Genomic DNA, 6,362 nt, shown 5'->3' with positions numbered 1-6,362 from the left:
CGCTTGGACTCCGCCATCCATGGCTCCGTACAGTTTTGGAAAGCCCTTCCTGACCCGTTCCCGGGCCTTTTCCGTGCCTTCGAGAAAGTGACTTTCAAACCGTGGGGAGAATCCCGCAGAGCAGGAAAGACGAAATGACCGATATCAGCATCAGACGATTGAACGCTTCCGACAGTGACTTTGACATTGCGCTGGCCAAGCTTTTGGCGTGGGAAGACAGTGTGGATCATCAGGTGAATGAGTCGGTTCGTCATATCCTGCACGAGGTGAAAACCCGCGGGGATGCGGCGGTTCTGGAGTTCACGGAGAAGTTTGATCGTCTGAAGGTCGGCTCCGTTGCCGAGTTGGAAATGGGGCAGGACCGCTTACAGAAGGCTTTGGGCGCCATTCCCCAGGATCAGCGTGTTGCCCTGGAGAAAGCCGCCGAGCGGGTGCGTGATTATCACGAGCGTCAGAACCAGGCGTCCTGGCAGTATGAAGACGATGACGGCACGGTTCTCGGGCAGAAAGTGACTCCGCTGGATCGTGCAGGGCTGTATGTGCCCGGTGGTAAGGCCGCTTATCCGTCTTCCGTGTTGATGAATGCTATCCCGGCAAAGGTCGCGGGCGTGGGCGAGGTGATCATGGTGGTTCCTACGCCGGATGGTGTGGTGAATGACATGGTTCTGGCTGCTGCGGCGATTGCGGGAGTGGATAGGGTGTTTTGCGTGGGCGGTGCCCAAGCGGTAGGGGCGCTGGCGTATGGCACGGAAACCATTCCGGCTGTCGACAAAATCGTTGGCCCTGGCAATATTTTTGTGGCCACTGCCAAACGCGAAGTTTTCGGGACTGTCGGCATCGATATGATTGCCGGTCCGTCGGAGATTCTGGTGATCTGCGACGGCAAGACCGATCCGGACTGGATTGCCATGGATTTGTTCTCCCAGGCCGAGCACGATGAGCAGGCTCAGTCCATTCTCATCAGCCCGGACGCCGATTTCCTGGATGCCGTGGAAGCCAGCATCAACAAGCTGCTACCGACCATGGAGCGGGCCGACATCATCGCGACCTCGATGACGGATCGGGCTGCATTGATTCACGTGGCCGACTTGTCCGAAGCTGCTCGCGTTTCCAATCGTATTGCGCCGGAGCACCTGGAGCTTTCGGTGGAAGATCCGGACAGCCTGGTGGGCGAGATTCGTCATGCCGGTGCTATCTTTATGGGGCGCTATACGGCAGAGGCGCTGGGCGATTACTGCGCCGGGCCGAACCATGTACTGCCGACGTCCGGGACGGCGCGTTTCTCCTCGCCGTTGGGGGTTTATGATTTCCAGAAACGGTCGTCGCTGATCGGCTTTTCTGCAGCCGGTGCCGACAGGATGGGGCGGGTTGCCTCTGTTCTGGCGCGTGGAGAGGGGTTAACGGCTCACGCCCGTTCTGCGGAGTATCGGGTTCGGGAGGGCCAGTCCGATGAGTAAGTTCTGGAGTTCGCGGGTCAAAGACTTGGTCCCCTATGTACCGGGGGAGCAGCCGAAAATAGCCAACCTCGTGAAACTGAATACCAACGAGAACCCGTTCGGCCCGTCTCCGAGGGTGATCGAGGCGATCAACACTGAGCTGAATGACAACCTTCGGCTATACCCGGACCCCGAAAGTGAGGCCCTGAAAAGCACCATCGCGAATTACTACGGCGTGCAGGGTGAGCAGGTTTTCCTCGGTAACGGCTCCGACGAAGTGCTGGCACACATATTTTACGGTCTGTTCCAGCATGGTGAGCCTGTGTTGTACCCCGATATCACCTACAGTTTTTATCCGGTGTATTGCGGTCTCTACAACATCGAGGGCAAAACGGTACCGCTGACCGACAGCTTTGAAATTGATCCGAAAGACTATAAGCAGCCGAACGGCGGAATCATCTTCCCCAATCCCAATGCGCCTACTGGGCGTTACCTGGCGTTGGATAAGGTTGAGGCTATCGTTGCCGCCAATCCCGACCGGGTTGTAGTTGTGGATGAAGCCTACGTGGATTTCGGCGGAGAGAGTGCGATCAAGCTGGTGGGAAAGTATCCCAACCTTCTGGTCTGCCAAACGCTGTCCAAGGCCCGTTCCCTGGCCGGGTTACGCGTCGGTTTCGCCATTGGCAGCCCGGAGGTTATCGAGGCCCTGAATCGCGTCAAGAACAGCTTCAACTCCTATCCTCTCGACCGTCTGGCTCAGGCGGGCGCCATTGCGGCATTTGAGGATGAAGACTGGTTTAAGGCCACTTGTGAAGGCGTCGTTGGCGAGCGGGGGTGGGTGACCTCGAAACTGGAAGCCTTGGGCTTTGACGTATTGCCCTCGAAGGCCAATTTTATCCTTGCGCGTCATCCAGATCACGCCGGCGAAGCACTGGCGAAGGGGCTTCGGGAGCAGGGCGTCATCGTGCGCCACTTCAATAAGCCCCGTATCTCGGACTTCCTGCGCATCACCATTGGCACGGCAGACCAGAACAAGCGACTGGTTGAGTGTCTTAAACCGTTGGTGTAACACGAGACATTCAAGACAATCCCACGGAGGCAGCATGGCTTCACGCAATGAGATACTCCGCACACTGAACGACTGGCTGGCCCCGGAAGACTTCAAAGACTATTGTCCTAACGGTCTGCAGGTTGAGGGTGCCGAAGAGGTCCGCACCATAATCAGTGGTGTCACGGCTTCCCGGGCGCTTATGGACGCGGCGATCGAAGCCGATGCCGACATGATCCTGGTGCATCATGGGTATTTCTGGAAGGGTGAGGATCAGGCCATCCGTGGCATGAAGCGGGACCGGATCAAGCGCCTGCTGGACCACGATATCAATCTGGTTGCCTACCACCTGCCGTTGGACGATCACCCCGAGTATGGCAACAACCGGCAGTTGGCCGACGTGTTGGGCATTCTCAATCCCCGGCCGCTGGGCGGACTTGTGTGGCAGGGTGAGCTGGATGTCCCCATGGCGCCCCAGGCGTTCGCCGATCTGATCGGAGAGCGTCTGGCACGTTCGCCGCTTTGGGTTGGGGGCGGTTCCGCGGAGATTTCCAGAGTTGGCTGGTGTACCGGCGCAGCTCAGGGATTCATTGACAGTGCATTGGAGGCTGGGCTGGATGCTTACATCAGTGGCGAGATTTCAGAGCCCACTACCCATACTGCCCGCGAATGCGGTATTCATTACTTCGCAGCCGGCCATCACGCCACTGAGCGATATGGTGTTCAGGCCCTGGGTCGGGCCCTGGAGCAAGCGTTTGGGATAAGCCACCGGTTTATCGACTGCGATAATCCGGTGTAAGTAAGCGTCAGGCTTTCTGCTGTTTTTCGGCCAGACCAAAGTCTTCGGCCAGGGTGCCTTTTTCCTGGGGGTCGCTCTTGGGGGCGTAGTCCCGGGGTGGCTCTGCATCATCCTTGCTGGCGGCACCTTCCAGACGCGCCTTGGCGTTCTCTTTCTCAAGCTCCAGCAGCCAGTCTTCGTCGTTGCACAGGCGGTTGGCGCCCCGCGCCATGTGCTGGTTCACGTCCCGGTAGGTGTCGTTAAAGCGGCGCAGCAGATGCGCGGATTCCATAAAGTGCTCGTTCACTTGCGCCTGATAGCGTGTGTACTCGTTTCTCAGCTCCTCGATCTGCTGTTCAGCCCGGCGCTGCCGCAGCGTAGAGCCCTGACCGGACCGGCCAACCAGTACTCCGATGACAATGCCAACAATCAATGCGGCGATGGCTGCCAGAATCAGGTTTGTCATAAGCTGTGTGATCCTTTTGATGAATAGGAATTCCTTCCCAAAGTATACCGTCCCAAGGCCCGTTCACGCACGATTGCCTCGTGCGCCAATCGTCGTATTGCGTCGTATGTCTGGCTCGCCCCCGCTGTTGCAGCGGTTTCTCAGGGTGTTGAACGTGGCGAAAAAAGCCAAAATCGGCCACAATACGCCGCCGTTATGAATGACCATACTTCGGGAAACGCCTTAATGACACCCCAAAAGCGAATCCGTATGACCACTACCCATATGACCCCATGGGAACGATACCAGCAGGACCTCGAGCGGCCCGAGTTTCACAAAGACCCGGCTCAGGAAGATGCGGTCCGCCGTTTGCAGTCACTTTACGACAAACTGGTGGCGGCGGAAAGGGAGCGTGACAAACCGATGGTCAAACTTCGCCTCAAGTTCAGGAAGGGCAAGGAAGACCCGGTTAAGGGTTTGTACTTCTGGGGCGGTGTGGGTCGTGGAAAGACCTACCTGATGGATACGTTCTATGAGGCTCTGCCGTTTGACCGCAAGATGCGGGTTCACTTCCATCGTTTTATGCAGCGGGTTCACAAGGAACTGAAGAGCCTGAAGGGTGAGAAAAACCCTCTGGATATCGTGGCGAGGATGTTTGCGGACGAAACCCGGGTGATCTGCTTTGACGAATTTTTTGTTTCCGATATCGGTGACGCCATGATACTGGCAACGTTGATGGATGGCCTATTCAGCCGTGGTGTGACCCTGGTCTGTACCTCCAATATCGTACCTGACGGGCTTTACAGGGATGGCTTGCAGCGCGCCCGCTTCCTGCCCGCCATCGCGCTGGTCAAGAAACACACCGAAGTGGTGAATGTGGACGGCGGTGTGGATTATCGCCTGAGAACCCTGGAGCAGGCTGAGCTGTACCACTTCCCTCTGGATGACGATGCCGACAAGAGTCTCCAGAAAAGTTACGACGGGTTAGCGCTTGAGGCGGGCAGCCACAGCCTGGAGTTGGATATCAACGGCCGCAAGCTGAGAGCCCTCAGCCACGCGGATGACGTTGTCTGGTTTGATTTCAAAACCCTGTGTGACGGCCCTCGTAGCCAGAACGACTACATCGAGCTGGCGAGGGAATTCCACGCCGTGATTATCAGTAATGTGCCGGTGTTGGGAAAAGACAAGGATGATCAGGCCCGGCGCTTCATAAATATGATCGACGAATTCTATGATCGAAACGTCAAGGTTATCATTTCCGCGGAGGCTTCAATCACGGACCTGTATGCCGGCGGGCGGCTGGGGTTTGAGTTTGAGCGCACAGAGTCCCGGTTGCTGGAAATGCAATCCAGAGAATACCTCGAAGCGCCTCACAAGGCCTGATAGGCGTCGGATTGAACGAAACTCAGTCCGATAACGAACGACCCCAACGATAGAGAGATCAAGTAATGAGCACAGATAACGTCGTCATCGTCAGCGGTGTGCGCACCCCCATGGGCGGATTTCAGGGCAGCCTGGCCGCGGTTTCTGCACCGGAGCTCGGCGCTATCAGTATTGCCGAAGCCATCCGCCGTGCCGGGTTGCAGCCGGCAGATGTGCAGGAAGTGATCATGGGTAACGTTCTGCCCGCAGGGCTCAAGCAGGGCCCGGCTCGTCAGGCCATGCGCCAGGCAGGACTACCGGACAGCACTGGTGCCACTACGATCAATAAGCTGTGCGGTTCGGGCATGAAAGCCGCCATGTTTGCACACGATGTGATCAAGGCGGGCACCAACGACATTATGGTTGCCGGTGGCATGGAGAGCATGTCCAACGCACCGTACATCCTTCAGGGGGTTCGCGGTGGCTACCGCATGGGGCCTGGCCAGGCGCCTCAGGACCACATGTTCCTGGATGGCCTTGAAGACGCGGAAACCGGTCGGCTGATGGGGGCTTTCGCCCAGGAAATGGCTGACAAGAAAGGCTACACCCGGGAAGAGATGGACGAATACGCGATTTCCTCCCTGACCCGGGCCAAGAAAGCCATTGAAGAAGGACTGCTGAAAGACGAGATCATCCCGGTCACCGTCAAAACCCGCAAAGGCGAGGTGGTGGTTGAGGACGACGAGCAGCCTCACAACGCCAATATCGAGAAGATCCCGAGCCTTCGCCCGGCGTTCGCCAAAGACGGCACGGTCACCGCGGCCAATGCCTCGTCAATATCGGATGGTGCGTCAGCACTGGTGCTGATGCGTGAATCCGAAGCGGAAAAGCGCGGCCTCAAACCATTGGCTCGGATTGTTGCCCATAGCACCCAGTCCCAGCATCCGTCGGAATTCACCTGCGCTCCGGTGGGTGCCATCGAAACCCTTTTCGCCAAAACCGGCTGGACAAAAGATGACGTGGACCTGTTCGAGATCAACGAAGCCTTCGCCATGGTGGCCATGATGCCCATCCGCGAACTCGGCCTGGACCCGGAGAAGGTCAATATCCACGGCGGCGCCTGCGCCCAGGGCCATCCGGTTGGCTCCACCGGCTCCCGCCTGCTGGTGACCCTGATGCACTCGCTCAAGCACTACGGTAAGAAGAAGGGCGTTGCGGCGCTTTGTATCGGTGGTGGTGAGGCGACAGCCATGGCTATTGAGATGCTTTAACGGTTTGTGGCAAGCCTCGACC

General features: G+C 57.7%; 6 protein-coding genes. 5 read left to right on the top strand and 1 reads right to left on the bottom strand.

The window, feature by feature from the left end; translation table 11 throughout:
• Positions 1–134: 134 nt before the first annotated feature.
• From hisD to MDG893_RS20015, 3 genes are read left to right on the top strand one after another with little or no spacing between them, the layout of a single operon-like run.
• A complete protein-coding gene (gene hisD, locus MDG893_RS20025) occupies positions 135–1,457 on the top strand; it encodes a histidinol dehydrogenase (protein ID WP_007155668.1) in 1,323 nt (440 codons plus the stop codon).
• Positions 1,450–2,505, top strand: coding sequence for a histidinol-phosphate transaminase (hisC, locus tag MDG893_RS20020; protein WP_007155667.1), 1,056 nt, complete (start codon positions 1,450–1,452; stop codon positions 2,503–2,505). The genes hisD and hisC overlap by 8 nt, the downstream gene beginning before the upstream one ends.
• Positions 2,506–2,539: 34 nt before the next feature.
• Positions 2,540–3,283: a Nif3-like dinuclear metal center hexameric protein gene (locus tag MDG893_RS20015; RefSeq protein ID WP_007155666.1), complete on the top strand. Its 744-nt coding sequence runs from the start codon at positions 2,540–2,542 to the stop codon at positions 3,281–3,283.
• 7 nt (positions 3,284–3,290) lie between these two features.
• Here MDG893_RS20015 and MDG893_RS20010 read toward each other — a convergent pair whose 3' ends face one another.
• Positions 3,291–3,728: a Z-ring associated ZapG family protein gene (locus MDG893_RS20010; RefSeq protein WP_007155665.1), complete on the bottom strand. Its 438-nt coding sequence runs from the start codon at positions 3,726–3,728 to the stop codon at positions 3,291–3,293.
• A 264-nt stretch (positions 3,729–3,992) separates the two neighbouring features.
• Between MDG893_RS20010 and zapE the strand changes: the two genes are divergently transcribed.
• Both zapE and MDG893_RS20000 read left to right on the top strand, forming a co-directional pair.
• A complete protein-coding gene (gene zapE, locus MDG893_RS20005; RefSeq protein ID WP_007155664.1) occupies positions 3,993–5,090 on the top strand; it encodes a cell division protein ZapE in 1,098 nt (365 codons plus the stop codon).
• Positions 5,091–5,155: 65 nt separating this feature from the next.
• Positions 5,156–6,340, top strand: a complete 1,185-nt coding sequence (locus MDG893_RS20000) for a thiolase family protein (RefSeq protein ID WP_007155663.1) — start codon at positions 5,156–5,158, stop codon at positions 6,338–6,340.
• The last annotated feature ends 22 nt before the right edge of the window (positions 6,341–6,362 follow it).

This window comes from Marinobacter algicola DG893, assembly GCF_000170835.1.
Classification (GTDB): Bacteria; Pseudomonadota; Gammaproteobacteria; order Pseudomonadales; family Oleiphilaceae; genus Marinobacter; species Marinobacter algicola.
This window is presented reverse-complemented; position numbering and strand designations above follow the sequence as displayed.